The organism is Streptomyces sp. NPDC028298, assembly GCF_055565895.1.
In genome coordinates, this window is record NZ_JBVHTL010000004.1 from 758,845 (window position 1) to 772,397 (window position 13,553).

Genomic DNA, 13,553 nt, shown 5'->3' on the forward strand with positions numbered 1-13,553 from the left:
GTGAGCGAGGCACTTGTCGCCTCCCCGGCCCCCGCGGCGGATCCGTCCGCCGCGGGGGCCTCGGGGGCCCGTCAGTTCTGGCGGCGGCTGCGTGCGCAGCGCGCCGCCCTCGTCGCGGCGGCCGTCGTCGCGCTGCTCGTCCTGATCGCGCTCGCCGCGCCGCTGCTCACGGCGATCGAGGGCCAGGACCCCACCACCTACCACCCCTCGCTGGTGGACTCCGCGCGCGGCGGCGTTCCCGTCGGCCCGCTCGGCGGCATCGGCGCGGACCACTGGCTCGGCGTCGAACCCCAGACCGGCCGCGACCTGTTCGCCCGCCTCGTCTACGGGGCCAGGGTCTCCCTCGGCGTCGCGCTCGCCGCGACCGTGGTGCAGGTCCTCATCGCCGTCGTCGTCGGTGTCTCGGCGGCCCTCGGGAACCGCTGGGTCGATCAGGTGCTGAGCCGGATCACCGAGATCATCGTCGCGCTGCCGCTGATGATCATGTCCTTGGCGCTGCTGGCGATCGTGCCCGGCAGCTTCCCGCGCCCCGTCCTGGTCGCCCTCGTCATCGGTCTGATCGCCTGGGGCACCCTCGCGAAGATCGTGCGCGCGCAGACGCTCACGCTCAAGCAGCTCGACTACGTCGCCGCCGCGCGGCTCAGCGGCTGGGGCACCTGGCGGATCGCCCGCCGCGACCTGCTGCCGGGCCTCGCCGCCCCGCTCATCACCTACTCCGCGCTCCTCGTGCCGGCGAACATCGGCGTCGAGGCCGCGCTGTCCTTCCTCGGTGTCGGCGTGAAGCCGCCGACTCCGTCCTGGGGACAGATGCTGACCTCCGCCGACGTCTGGTACCAGGCGGCGCCCCAGTACCTGCTGCTGCCCGCGGGCGCGCTCTTCGTCACCGTCCTCGCCCTGACCGTCCTCGGCGACGGCGTGCGCACGGCCCTCGACCCCCGCGCGGCCTCCCGCCTGCGCGTCGGCACGGGCCGCAAGGCGGAGGCCAGGGCCGACGCGAGCGGGAACCCGCGGAGCGACGGCGACCCGACCGTGCCCCACCAGGGCACCCCCGGCGCGGATCTGACCGTGGCCGACGTGGCCGGCACGGGCGTGCCCGGGTCGGGTGCGGCCGGCACGGATCTGCCCGGTGCGTCCGGGGTGTCCGCCGACGGGTCGAAGGAGGCCACGGCATGAACGGCTTCACCGGGTTCGTCCTGCGCCGGACCATCGCGACCGCGGTCACCCTTCTCGCCATATCGGTGATCGTCTACGTCGTCTTCTACGCCACCCCGGGCAACGTCGCCCAGATCACCTGCGGCCCGCGCTGCTCGCCCGTCCAAGTGCACCAGGTCGCCCAGCAGTTGCACCTCGACGACCCGTTGTACGTGCGCTACTGGCACTTCCTCCAGGGACTCCTCGCCGGTCAGGACTACTCGACCGGCACCTCGGTCCAGCACTGCCCGGCGCCCTGCCTCGGGCTGTCGTACCAGACGGACCAGCAGGTCACCCGGCTGATCCTGGCGAAGCTGCCGGTCAGCCTGTCGCTGGTGTTCGGCGCCATGCTCGTATGGCTCGTGCTCGGAGTCGGCACCGGCGTCCTCTCCGCGTGGCGGCGCGGCCGGCTCAGCGAGCGGGTGCTGACCGGACTCACCCTCGCCGGCCAGGCCACGCCCGTCTTCGTCATCGGTCTGATCCTGATGATCGTCGTCTGCGGCCAGCTCGAACTGCTGCCCTTCCCGCAGTACGTGAACTTCTCCGACGACCCCGAACAGTGGGCGTGGAACCTGGTGCTCCCCTGGCTCTCGCTCGCCCTCGTCGAAGCCGCCGCGTTCGCCCGGCTGACCCGGGCCTCGATGCTGGAGACGCTGGCCGAGGACCACATCAGGACCTTCCGCGCGTACGGCGTGGGGGAGCGGTCGATCATCGGGCGGCACGCCGTCCGGGGAGCGCTCGCCTCGATCATCGCGCTGAACGCCAACACCTTCGGGTCGGCGGTCGGCGGCGCCGTGCTCACCGAGACCCTGTTCGGACTGCCCGGCATCGGCCAGGAACTGGTGCACGCGGTGAACGTCGTCGACCTTCCCGTGGTCGTCGGCATGGTCCTGGTCATCGGCTTCTTCGTGGTCATCGCCAACGCCGTCGCGGACGTGCTCTACGCGGTGGCCGACCGACGGGTGGTGCTGGCATGAGCGACTCTTCCCCGACCCTGTCCGCGGTCGACCGGGCGGAGGCGGGCTCCTCGCCCGGCACCTCCACGGACCCCTCCGCGACCTCCGCCCCGGCCGTATCCGCCGCCCCGCTGGTCGACGTGCGTGACCTCGTCGTCGACTTCGGGGGGCTGCGCGCCGTCGACGGGATCTCCTTCCGGCTGGAGAAGGGCGCCGCCCTCGGCCTGGTCGGCGAGTCCGGCTCGGGCAAGTCCACCGTGGCGTCGGCCCTGCTGGCGCTGCACCGGGGCACCGGAGCGCACGTCGACGGCACGGTCCGCGTGGCCGGCATCGACGTCCAACGGGCGTCCGACGACGAACTGCGCGGGCTGCGCGGCGGGAAGGCCGCCATGGTCTTCCAGGACCCGCTGTCCTCCCTCGACCCGTACTACGCGATCGGCGACCAGATCGCCGAGGTGTACCGGGTGCACGCCAAGGCGTCCCGGCGGGCGGCACGCGCGCGTGCGGTGCGGGTACTGGACCGCGTCGGCATCCCCGACGCGGCCCGCCGGTCCCGCTCGCGCCCGCACGAGTTCAGCGGCGGTATGCGCCAGCGCGCCCTCATCGCCATGGCGCTGGCCTGCGAACCCGAGCTCCTGATCGCCGACGAGCCCACCACCGCGCTCGACGTGACCGTCCAGGCGCAGATCCTCGACCTCCTGCACACCCTGCGCCGCGAGACCGGGACCGGACTACTGCTGGTCACCCATGACGTCGGGGTCGCGGCCGAGAGCGTCGACGACATCCTGGTCATGCGGCACGGACGCGCGGTGGAGCACGGCCCGGTGCGTGAGGTCCTCGGCGCGCCCCGGGAGCCGTACACCCGCGAACTCCTCGGCGCCGTCCCGCGCGTGGACACCCCGCGGTCCGGCGGCCTCGTGCGGCCGGGCGACATCGAGGGGCCGGACGACGTCGAGGGGCCGGGCGATGCCACAAGACCGGGCGACGCCACCGGTCCGGGCGACGTCGTCCTCGAAGCGGCCGGGCTCCGCAGGGAGTTCGGGCGCGGGAAGCGGCGGTTCGCCGCCGTGGACGACGTGTCCCTGAGCGTCCGCCGGGGCGAGACCCTCGGCATCGTCGGCGAGAGCGGCAGCGGGAAGACGACCCTGGGACGGATGCTGGTCGGGCTCCTGGAGCCCACCGCCGGCGTGGTCCGCCACGAGGGGCGCGAACAGTCCGGCGTCCGCCCCTCGGTGCAGATGGTCTTCCAGGACCCCGTGTCGTCCCTCAACCCCCGGCGCAGCGTGGGCGAGTCCATCGCCGACCCGTTGCGGGCGCGCGGCGACCGGGACGAGGCGCGCGTCCGGGGACGCGTACGGGAACTGCTGGAGCGCGTGGGGCTCGACGGGGCGCACTACGACCGCTACCCGCACGAGTTCAGCGGCGGACAGCGCCAGCGTGTGGGCATCGCACGGGCGCTGGCCGCGGAACCCCGGGTCATCGTGTGCGACGAACCGGTCTCCGCGCTCGACGTCACCACCCAGGCCCAGGTCGTCGCCCTGCTCGGTGAACTGCAGCGGGAGCTCGGACTGGCGCTGGTGTTCGTGGCCCACGACCTCGCGGTCGTACGCCAGGTCAGCGACCACGTCGCGGTGATGCGGCGCGGCCGGATCGTCGAGCACGGTCCCGCCGACGAGGTCTACGAGCGCCCCCGCGACCCGTACACCCGGCAACTGCTGGCCGCCGTACCGGCACTCGACCCGGAGGTCGCGGCACGCCGCCGCGCGGAGCGCGCGGAACTGTCCCCGGCGTGATCCGTACGCGCGGGGCCCGCGGGCACGTGCCCGCGTGAACGCGTAGCGCTACGAAACGCGGCCTGCGCGGGAAAGTTACGACCGTTCACCCCTTTTGGTGGTGCGATGGACAACCGTCCGTCGCACCACCGCCTTGTCCGCATACCTTCGTCCCGCTGCGAGCCGCCGGTCAACGGCGGCTCCTCATACGGGAGATCGGGGGTGTGCTCGTGCGCATCGGACTGCTTACGGAGGGTGGCTATCCGTATGTGAGCGGTGACGCCGGACTCTGGTGCGACCGGCTCGTGCGCGGGCTCGGGCAGCACGAGTTCGACCTCTACGCGCTCAGCCGCACCGAGCGCCAGGAGGACCAGGGCTGGGTCCGGCTGCCGCCCCAGGTCGGCCGCGTCCGCACGGCACCGCTGTGGACGGCGCACGACGACGGCGTGGTCTACGGACGCCGGCTCCGGCGCCGCTTCGCCGAGGCGTACGGCGAGCTGGTGGCGGCGGTGTGCGGGGGTCCCCGCGCCGCGGGCCCCGAAGCCCCCGGCGGTTCGGCGGATCACGCCGGCGTCGAGGCGGACCGTTTCGCCAGCGCGCTGTACGAGCTGGCCGAACTCGCCCGGGACGAGGGAGGACTGGCCGGCGCCCTGCGCTCCGAGAGCGCGGTGCGCGTCCTCGAGGACGCCTGTCGCGCACCCGGCGCACTCCGCACGGCCCGCACCGCCCGCGTCCCCGACCTCCTCACCGTCACCGCCCACATCGAGCGCGCGCTGCGCCCCCTCTCCCTGGACTGGTACGAGGACGACGCGCTCGGCTCGGCGGACCTCTGCCACGCCGCGGCCGGTGGGGCGGCGGCCCTGCCCGGCCTGCTGGCCCGGCACTTCCTCGGCGTCCCGCTGCTGGTCACCGAGTACGGCGTGCACCTGCGGGCGCACTACCTCGCCGCCTCGACCCTCGAAGAGGGCCCCGCCGTCCGCGCGCTGCTCGCCGCGTTCCACGGCCGCCTGGCCACCGAGGTCTACCGCGCGGCCGCGCTCATCACCCCCGGCAACGCGCACGCCCGCCGCTGGCAGGAGCGCTGCGGCGCCGACCGCGCCAAACTGCGCACCGTCCACCCCGGCATGGAGGCGGCGCGCTTCGCCGACGTGGGGGAGGGAGTGCGGGGCAGCCGCTCCGCGGACCCCGGCACACTGGTGTGGGTCGGCCGCATCGAACCGGCCAAGGACCTGATCTCCCTGCTGCACTCCTTCGCCGAGATCCGCAAGGCCGAGCCGGACACCCGGCTGCGGATCGTCGGCGCCCCCGCGGAGGACCCCGAAGCCGCCACGTATCTGACCCACTGCAAGGCGCTGGCCGCGCAGCTCTTCCCCGACGAGGCGGACGGCGTGCACGCCGTCGGCGACAACCCCGTCTCCTTCGAGGAGATCGGCGGCCCCGAGATCCCGAGCCTCGCCGACGCCTACGCCTGTGGCGCCGTGGTCGTCCTGTCCAGCGTCGTCGAGGGCTTCCCGGTCAGCCTCGTCGAGGCCATGCTCTGCGGCCGGGCCACCGTCTCCACGGACGTGGGCGCGGTCGTCGAGGTCATCGGCGGTACGGGTCTCGTGGTTCCCCCGCGCAATCCGCGGGCGCTCGCGGAGGCCTGCGTGGCACTGCTGCGCGACCCCGAGCGCGGCGAGCGGCTCGGCGCGGCCGCCCGCGCACGCGCCCTCGAACTGTTCACCGTCGAGCAGAACATCACGGCATTTCACGGCATTTACCTGGAGATCGTCTCGCACTCCCCGGTGCGCCGGGTCGTCGTGGACGAAGAGGGGGAGCCGCTGCCCTTCGGCGCCCCCGCCGAGGCCCACGTGCCCGGGTGCTGGACCGAGACCCGCTTCACGACCGAACGCCGGCCGCGCTGGGCCGAGGGCGCACCGGTCCGCGCCACCGTGCCCCCGCCGGTGCCCGTCTCCGTCGGGGAGGGCACGTGACCATCGACAGCGCGGGACGCGGCACCGCCCCCCTCAACGACGGCGACTCCGCCCGTGAGGGCCTGCACGGCACGCGCGGGCCCGCCGTGCGCCGTGGCGCGGTGGACCCCGTGAAGGCGCTCATGCACCGGCACCGCGAGCTGTGCGAGCGCGCGGTGGACCCGCTGGAGATCGCGGCGGGTCTCGAGGCGCACGGGGTCACCGACCGGACCGCCGCCCGGCTGCGGCACCGGGACGTCTTCTCGCTCGCCGAGGAGATGTACGCCCGCGCGGCCCGCGACGGGGAGACGGCCCCCCGCACCGACCCACCCGGCCCTTCCGGCCCGCGCGCCTACTGGGCGGCGCTCGCCCTGGTGCCGGGCGCCCTCGGCGCGGCCGTCGTCGCCGGACTGCGGCTCACCGAGGGGCAACCACGGCTGGCCGTCGCCGCGTTCGGCGCCCTCGTCATCGCCGCGGGCCTGCACATCGCCCTCCGGCGCGGCCCCCTGAGCACCCCGCACCGCACGACGGGCGCTGCCCGCGCGTGGACCTGCTGGCTCCTCGCGTACGCCCTCGTCGGCGACGGACTGATCGGCGCCGCCCGGGACGGCGGCCCGCACGGACCCTGGCCCCTGGCCACCGCACCCGTGCTCGCCCTCTGCCTGGCCTGCGCCCCGGCAGCCTGGTGCGCCCACCTCTTCGCCGCCCGCGCCCGCCGCCGGCTGAGCGCGAGCCGCGGCCTGGAGGAGTTCGCCGCCTCCGTACGGCCCCTGCTCCTCGGGGCGTTCGCCCTGTTCACGGCCGCACTGTGCGGGCTGCTCGCCCTCTGCGGGACGGCACTGGACGAGCCCCCCGCCTACGCCGGGGCCGGTGCCCTCGGCGCACTGCTCCTCCTCGCCCGGCTGCTCACTGCACGCGGCTTCCCCCAGGTCGCGGGCCGCGCGCTCGCCGGCGCGGCCGCGGTGGAGGCCACCGCCCTGGCCACCGTCTTCGCCGCGCGGCTGCCCGGCTGCTCGTTCCTGGCCACCCCCGTCGACGGCCTGGTCGACGCCGCGGGCGCCGGGGCCGTGCCGGCCCTGGCCTGCGGGGCGGGCGCTCTCGTCCTCCTCGTCCAGGCGACCCGCACGCTCACCCGCGCCTCGGCCCACGCCCGGCCCTTCCCGCCGCCGTGAGCCCTCCCCGGAGCCCCGGCAGCCTCGCGGCCGCCCGGATCCGGGCCCTCGACTCCCGCGGGGCCGACACCGCGGGCCCTCTCCCCGACCTACGGCATCACCTTGAAGGAGACAGCCAGATGATCACCTCCCGAACCGGAGAATCCGCCCCGGGAGCCGCCCGATGAGGGTCCTGCTGATCGGAGCCAACGGTTACCTCGGCCGATTCGTCGCCGACAGACTGCTCGCCGATCCGGCCGTGCAGCTCACCGCGCTGGGCCGGGGCGACGACGCCGACGTACGGTTCGACCTCGCCTCGGGCAGCCCCGGCGCGCTCACCCGCTTCCTGGACGCGGTCCATCCCGGAGTCGTCATCAACTGCGCGGGCGCCACCCGCGGCGGCGCCCGGGAACTGACCCGGCACAACACCGTCGCCGTCGCCACCGTCTGCGAGGCCCTGCGCCGCAGCGGCTGCGGCGCCCGGCTGGTCCAGATCGGCTGCGGCGCCGAGTACGGGCCCAGCCAGCCCGGCTCCTCCACCGCCGAGGACGCCGTCCCGCGCCCGGGCGGTCCGTACGGAGTGAGCAAACTCGCCGCCACCGAACTCGTCCTCGGCTCCGGCCTGGACGCCGTGGTGCTCCGCGTCTTCTCCCCCGCAGGACCGGGCACGCCCGCCGGATCCCCGCTCGGCCGGCTCGCCGAAGCCCTGCGCCGCGCCATGCAGGCCAGCGACGGCGAACTCAAACTCGGCGGCCTCGGTGTCCAGCGCGACTTCATCGACGTCCGAGACGTCGCCCGCGCCGTGCACGCCGCCTCCCTGTCGGCCGCGCAGGGCGTGATCAACATCGGCTCCGGCCGCGCCGTACGTCTCCGCGACGCCGCCGCCGTCCTCGCGCGCGTGGCCGGCTACAACGGCAGCCTGCACGAACTCGACGGCCCGCCCGGCCCGTCCATGAGGCCGTCCATCGGCCACCCCCGCCCCGAACCCGACCACGTGGCCCCGGTGTCGTACCCCTACCCCGACGGCTGCGGAAGCTGGCAGCAGGCCGACGTGCGCACCGCGCGCGACCGGCTCGGCTGGCGGCCCCGGATCAACCTCGAGGAATCCCTGGCCGACATCTGGATGGAGGCGGCATGTCGTATCTGACCAGGACCGCGACCGGCAGCGCGAGCACCGACCTCGGGCTCGGCTTCGGTGTCCCCGGATATGCGCACCCCCTCGTCGCTCCCCTGGAATGGGACGAACTCACCCGCCCCGGCACCCCCTTGCACTGGGTCGTCCTGAACGTGGACGACGGCCCCGGGGAGCGGCCCGACCCGCGCTGCCTGGAGGCCACGGGACGGCTGCGCAACGCGGGAGTCCGGGTACTGGGACTCCTCGACGCCGCCCATGGAGTACGCCCCTTCGGCGAACTGATCGCCGACGCGCGCCGCCATCTCGACTGGTACCAGGCCGACGGGTTCATCCTCGACCGCTGCCCCACCGAACGCGCCGCGCTGCCCGACACCCGCCGGACGGCCGACGAGCTGCGCCGCCTGAGGGACGGCGCCCACATCGTGTTCGGTCACGGCACCCACCCGCACCCGGGCTATGCCGAGAGCGCCGACCAGCTCGTCACCTTCTCGGGCCCCTGGACCGACTACCGCTGGTCGCAGGTCGCCGAGTGGACCGCCGACTATCCCCCCGAGCGCTTCTGCCACTTCGTCCACGGCGTGCCGCGCGGCCACCTGGAGGAGGCGCTGCGCATCGCCCGCTGGCAGGGAGCCTCGACGATCTACTTCACCGACCGCTCCGACCACGGCGGGACGGCCGACCCCTGGGAGGCGATGCCCGGCTACTGGGACGAGATCGTCTCGCGGATCGGAACGGGTGTCTCGGAATGAAGAAGGGCGTGGCAGTGTTACGGGGAGAACAACCGTAGTGATAGACCGACCAACGGAGTCCCCGTGTCGCTGCCACCCCTGGTCGAGCCAGCCTCTGAGCTCACCGTAGACGAGGTCCGCAGGTACTCCCGCCACCTGATCATCCCCGATGTGGGCATGGACGGGCAGAAGCGGCTGAAGAACGCCAAGGTGCTCTGTGTGGGCGCGGGCGGCCTCGGATCGCCGGCGCTGATGTACCTGGCCGCGGCGGGCGTCGGCACGCTCGGCATCGTGGAGTTCGACGAGGTCGACGAGTCGAACCTGCAGCGCCAGATCATCCACAGCCAGGCGGACATCGGCCGTTCCAAGGCCGCGTCCGCGCGCGATTCCGTACTGGGCATCAACCCGTACGTGAACGTGGTCCTTCACGAAGAGCGGCTCGAGGCCGAGAACGTGATGGACATCTTCAGCCAGTACGACCTGATCGTCGACGGCACCGACAACTTCGCGACCCGGTATCTCGTCAACGACGCCTGCGTGCTGCTCAACAAGCCGTACGTGTGGGGCTCGATCTACCGCTTCGACGGCCAGGCCTCCGTCTTCTGGTCCGAGCACGGTCCCTGCTACCGCTGCCTCTACCCGGAGCCCCCGCCGCCGGGCATGGTCCCCTCCTGCGCCGAGGGCGGCGTCCTCGGCGTGCTGTGCGCGTCCATCGGCTCCATCCAGGTCAACGAGGCGATCAAGCTCCTCGCCGGCATCGGTGAGCCGCTGGTCGGCCGCCTGATGATCTACGACGCCCTGGAGATGCAGTACCGCCAGGTCAAGGTCCGCAAGGACCCGAACTGCGCCGTCTGCTCCGAGAACCCCACCGTCACCGAGCTCATCGACTACGAGGCCTTCTGCGGCGTCGTGTCCGAGGAGGCCCAGGAGGCGGCCGCCGGCTCGACGATCACTCCCAAGCAGCTCAAGGAGTGGATCGACGACGGCGAGAACATCGAGATCATCGACGTCCGTGAGGTCAACGAGTACGAGATCGTCTCGATCCCGGGCGCCAAGCTGATCCCGAAGAACGAGTTCCTCATGGGCACCGCCCTGGAGACCCTGCCGCAGGACAAGAAGATCGTCCTGCACTGCAAGACGGGTGTCCGCAGTGCGGAGGTCCTCGCCGTCCTGAAGTCCGCCGGATTCTCCGACGCGGTGCACGTCGGCGGCGGCGTGATCGGCTGGGTCAACCAGATCGAGCCCGAGAAGCCGGTGTACTGACCGGCGGACCGGCCCGCTCTTTCGGCGGCGGGGGTTTCGCGGACCGGGTGTCCGTGAAACCCCCGCCGTCGTCATGAACAGACCTTGCCGTCCTTCGGCACCGTCCCGTTCAGCAGATAGCTGTTCACGGTCGAGTCGACACAGTCGCTCCCGCTCCCGTAGGCGCCATGGCCCTCGCCCTTCCAGGTGAGCTCCACGCCCACGCCCTTGCCGAGCTCGTCCGCCATCCTGCGCGCGCCCTCGTACGGTGTCGCGGGGTCCCCGGTGTTGCCGACGATCAGCACGGGCGCGGCTCCCGGGGCGCTGACCTCGGGGTTGTCGTGCTGACCCGCCACCGGCCAGTCGTGGCACCAGCCCGCCGTGTCCCAGCCCATGAAGTCCCCGAAGACGGGCGAGATCTTCTCGAACTCGGGCAGCCGCTTCTTCGTCTCCTCGGGAGTCGGCCGCTCCTTGTCGTCCAAGCACGATATGACCCGCTGGGAGTGGGTCGTCGTGCCGTAGTGCCCCGAGGAGTCACGGTCGTTGTACTCGTCGGCGAGCGCCAGCAGAGCCGAACCGTCCCCGCCCTCGGCGTCCTTCAGGGCCTTCGTCAGGCGCGGCCAGCCCGCCTCGCTGTAGAGGGGCAGCACGATGCCGGTGAGGGCCAGGGTCTGGCCGAGCTTGCGCCCGCCGGAGGTGGGCAGGGGGTTCGCGTCGATCCGCTTCAGCAGGTCCGCGATCTTCCGGGAGCCCTGCTTCGGATCCTGCCCGGTGGACTTGAGGTAGTCGTCCAGGGCGCGCTGGAAGCCCAGCGTCTGGTTCTTGGCGTGGCCCACGGTGTCGGCGCTCGGGTCGACGACCGCGTCCAGCACCAGGCGTCCCACGTTCTTCGGGAACAAGTGGGCGTACACGCCGCCCAGTTCGGTCCCGTACGAGATGCCGAAGTAGTGCATGCGGCGGTCGCCCAGGACCTGGCGCATCAGGTCCATGTCGCGGGCCGTGTCCGTCGTCGAGACGTGGGACAGCAGCCTGCCCGCGGCCTTGGCGCAGCCCTTCCCGAAGTCCTGGGCGTCCTTCAGATACGCCGCTTCCTCGGCCGCGTCGTCCGGTGTCGCGTCCACCGATTCGGAGGCCTGGATCGCCTTGTCCCCGCGGCAGCGCACCCCTTCGCTGGCGGCCACCCCGCGCGGGTCCCAGCTCACCAGGTCGTAGCGCTCGTGCAGGGGGCCGACGACGGTCTCGTACCACGGCATCGTGGAGACGCCGGAGCCGCCGGGGCCGCCGAAGTTGAACAGGAGCGAGCCGATGCGCTTGCTCTGGCCGCCGGTCGCCTTGGAGCGGATGAGCGCCAGACCGATCGTCGTGCCACGCGGCTTCGCGTAGTCCAGCGGAGCCTTGAGCGTGGCGCACTGCCAGCCGCTCCCGGGCGCGGGGGAGTCCGAAGTGCCTTTGCAGCGGCCCCAGTCGAGCTTCTGCGAGATGAGCGAGGCGGGCAGCCCCGGCGACCCGCCGGAGGGCGGTGCGGTGGCCGGCGCCGTGTCGCCGTTCTTCCCCTTCCCCTCGCCGTCGGCCGACGAGCCCCCACCGCAGCCGGCCAGCAGCAACATGGCGGCGGCAGCGGCCGTCCACCGTGCGAAACGTGTCATGAGAGTCCCCCTCGCCTGTGGTCCGCACGAGTTCGCGGATCACATGCAGGCCATAGTAGGCGGCGGCCGCCGCTCGCCGTCGAGGCCTGTGGATAACGCTCTGACCTGCTGTTTTCTAGGAGCAGACGGTGCCGGCCCGCGGCACGGTGCCCTGCAGCAGATAGCCGTTCACCGCGCCCTGCACGCACTTGTTCTTGCTGTCGTACGCCCCGTGCCCCTGGCCCTTGTACGTCAGCTCGACCCCGACGCCCTTGCCGAGCGCGTTCACCATCGCCCGAGCACCCTCGTACGGCGTCGCGGGGTCGCCGGTGTTGCCCACCACGAGGATCGGTGCCGCGCCGGGGGCGCTGACGTCCGGGTGCTCGGCGGCTCCCGGCACGGCCCAGTCGGTGCAACTGACCATGCCCCAGGCGAGATAGTCGCCGAACAGCGGCGAGGCGGCCCGGAACTCCGGAACCTTGGAGTTCACGTAGTCCGCGGTGTAACGCGGCTTGTCGTCGGCGCAGTTGATGGAGATGTTCGCCGGGGTGATGTTGCTGTACTGGCCGTTCTCGCTGCGTCCGTTCATCGAGTCCGACAGCAGCATCAGCACCTTGCCGTCGCCGTCGTAGGCCTGCTGGAGTCCCTCCGTCAGGTACTCCCAGAAGTCCTTGGAGTACAGCGACTGCGCGATGCCGCTGGTCGCGGCGGTCTGGGTGAGCACGCGCGGGAAGACACCGGGAATCGGCTTGGTGTCGAGATCCTTCAGCAGCCGGGCGATACGGTCCTTGACGTCCTGCGGGGTGTCGCCGATGGGGCAGTCCTCGACCTTCGAGGTGCAGTCCTTCGCGAAGTTGTCCAGCGCGAGCTGGAAGCCCTTGGCCTGGCCGAGTGAGCTCTGTTCCACGTTCTGGGTCGGGTCGACGACGCCGTCGAAGACGGCCCGGCCCACGTTCTTGGGGAACAGGTGGGCGTAGACGCCGCCCAGCTCGGTGCCGTAGGAGATGCCGAAGTAGTGCAGTTTGTCGTCGCCCAGAACCTGGCGCATCAGATCCATGTCGCGAGCGGCGTCCGTCGTGCGCACATGGGGGAGGACCTTCCCGGAGTTCTTCTCGCACGCCGCGTTGAACGACTTCGTGTTCCGCAGGAGCGTCCGCTGCTCGGCGGTGTCCTCCGGCGTGGCGTCCTGCTGGAAGAACTTGTCGAGCTGCTGGTCGTTCTCGCACTTCACGCCGGCGCTGCGGCCGACGCCGCGCGGGTCGAAGCTCACCAGGTCGTAGCGGGTGCGCAGGGCGGCGTAGTCCTCCCCGAAGGCGGGCAGGGTGGCGACACCCGAGCCGCCGGGGCCGCCGAAGTTGAAGATGAGCGAGCCGATGCGCCGGGCGGGGTCGCCGCTCGCCTTCGCCCGGATCAGCGCGATCCCGATCGTGTCGCCCTTGGGGTCGGACCAGTCGAGGGGCACCTTCAAGGTGGCGCACTGCCACTCCGCGCCACCGGGCAGGGGCGAGGGGGCGCTGCCGCCGCCCTGGGCCTCGGACGGTGCCGGGCACGTCTTCCAGTCCAGCTTCTGCGCCGTCAGGTCCTCGTCCTTGGAGTCGTCGCCGCAGCCGGACACCCACGAGGTCAGCAGGACGGCGGCGACGGCCGCGACGACGGCGCGTGGCGGGGACGGCTTCGGCATGCTCCCCATCCTGCGGGCGTGCGGGGCGGGGCGCTCGGGGCACGAGCCGTGCGGGTGAGGGCACGGCCGGGTGTCCGCCGTGCCCTCGGCCGGGCGACGGCGAACGCCGGCCATGCCTTT

Annotated in this window: 10 protein-coding genes; 8 read left to right on the forward strand and 2 right to left on the reverse strand. The window is 72.8% G+C overall.

Annotation, left to right across the window (positions count from 1 at the left end; all coding sequences use genetic code 11):
* The 8 genes from ACZ4TO_RS22385 to moeZ all read left to right on the forward strand — a co-directional run bounded on the left by ACZ4TO_RS22385 (position 1) and on the right by moeZ (position 10,148).
* Positions 1–1,173, forward strand: a complete 1,173-nt coding sequence (locus ACZ4TO_RS22385) for an ABC transporter permease (protein WP_468025031.1) — start codon at positions 1–3, stop codon at positions 1,171–1,173.
* Entirely contained in the window at positions 1,170–2,168 is a 999-nt protein-coding gene (locus tag ACZ4TO_RS22390; RefSeq protein WP_382787673.1) for an ABC transporter permease, read from the forward strand. The genes ACZ4TO_RS22385 and ACZ4TO_RS22390 overlap by 4 nt, the downstream gene beginning before the upstream one ends.
* Complete coding sequence (locus ACZ4TO_RS22395) at positions 2,165–3,940, forward strand: dipeptide ABC transporter ATP-binding protein (RefSeq protein WP_468025032.1); 1,776 nt, start codon at positions 2,165–2,167, stop codon at positions 3,938–3,940. Before ACZ4TO_RS22390 ends, ACZ4TO_RS22395 begins: the two co-directional genes overlap by 4 nt.
* A 209-nt stretch (positions 3,941–4,149) precedes the next feature.
* Positions 4,150–5,892, forward strand: a complete 1,743-nt coding sequence (locus ACZ4TO_RS22400; protein WP_468025033.1) for a DUF3492 domain-containing protein — start codon at positions 4,150–4,152, stop codon at positions 5,890–5,892.
* Complete coding sequence (locus ACZ4TO_RS22405; RefSeq protein WP_468025034.1) at positions 5,889–7,043, forward strand: hypothetical protein; 1,155 nt, start codon at positions 5,889–5,891, stop codon at positions 7,041–7,043. Before ACZ4TO_RS22400 ends, ACZ4TO_RS22405 begins: the two co-directional genes overlap by 4 nt.
* Positions 7,044–7,206: 163 nt before the next feature.
* Positions 7,207–8,169 carry an NAD-dependent epimerase/dehydratase family protein gene (locus ACZ4TO_RS22410; RefSeq protein WP_382787667.1) on the forward strand — a complete coding sequence of 321 codons (963 nt, stop codon included), beginning with the start codon at positions 7,207–7,209 and terminating at the stop codon, positions 8,167–8,169.
* Positions 8,157–8,906, forward strand: coding sequence for a spherulation-specific family 4 protein (locus tag ACZ4TO_RS22415; RefSeq protein WP_382787665.1), 750 nt, complete (start codon positions 8,157–8,159; stop codon positions 8,904–8,906). The genes ACZ4TO_RS22410 and ACZ4TO_RS22415 overlap by 13 nt, the downstream gene beginning before the upstream one ends.
* Positions 8,907–8,969: 63 nt before the next feature.
* Positions 8,970–10,148 (forward strand): adenylyltransferase/sulfurtransferase MoeZ, encoded by a 1,179-nt coding sequence (moeZ, locus tag ACZ4TO_RS22420; protein ID WP_382787663.1) that lies wholly within the window; start codon positions 8,970–8,972, stop codon positions 10,146–10,148.
* A 71-nt stretch (positions 10,149–10,219) separates the two neighbouring features.
* On the opposite strand, the gene ACZ4TO_RS22425 is transcribed toward moeZ, so the two are convergent.
* Both ACZ4TO_RS22425 and ACZ4TO_RS22430 read right to left on the reverse strand, forming a co-directional pair.
* Positions 10,220–11,773, reverse strand: coding sequence for an alpha/beta hydrolase (locus ACZ4TO_RS22425; RefSeq protein ID WP_468025035.1), 1,554 nt, complete (start codon positions 11,771–11,773; stop codon positions 10,220–10,222).
* A 115-nt stretch (positions 11,774–11,888) separates the two neighbouring features.
* The gene (locus ACZ4TO_RS22430) at positions 11,889–13,433 is read right to left on the reverse strand and encodes an alpha/beta hydrolase (RefSeq protein ID WP_468025036.1); all 1,545 of its coding nucleotides are present in this window, start codon (positions 13,431–13,433) and stop codon (positions 11,889–11,891) included.
* Positions 13,434–13,553 lie beyond the last annotated feature (120 nt).